At 68.4% G+C, this 383-nt stretch carries 1 protein-coding gene; it reads right to left on the reverse strand.

Going from position 1 to position 383, the window contains the following annotated elements; genetic code table 11:
• The coding region (pth, locus tag I6F16_RS37795; RefSeq protein ID WP_225174816.1) for an aminoacyl-tRNA hydrolase at positions 1 to 383 on the reverse strand (383 nt) is incomplete at both ends.

Below are 383 nucleotides of genomic sequence, written 5' to 3' on the forward strand. Positions count from 1 at the left end.
GCCTTGGCTGGCTCCGGCTGCTTTCCGGCGTTTCGCGCGGGCGCCATCCGCGCCGCGATCGCGTTCAGGAAACGCGGCGCGTCGCCCGCCGCCAGCGCCGGTGCGCCCTCTGCGATGCCGCGCATCAGATCGTCCAGCCACGGCTGTTCCGCCTTGGCGAAATCAGACAGGACATAGCCCGACACCCGGTCCTTGTGCCCCGGATGGCCGATGCCCAGCCGGATCCGGCGGTAATCCTCGCCGATATGCTGATGCAGCGAGCGCAAGCCATTGTGGCCCGCATGGCCGCCGCCGTTCTTCACCCGCACCTTGCCGGGGGCGAGGTCCAGTTCGTCGTGGAAGACGATCACATCGGCGGGCGTGATATCCAGATAGCGCATCGC

The organism is Bradyrhizobium sp. IC4060 (genome assembly GCF_020193715.1).
GTDB classification, from domain to species: Bacteria; Pseudomonadota; Alphaproteobacteria; order Rhizobiales; family Xanthobacteraceae; genus Bradyrhizobium; species Bradyrhizobium yuanmingense.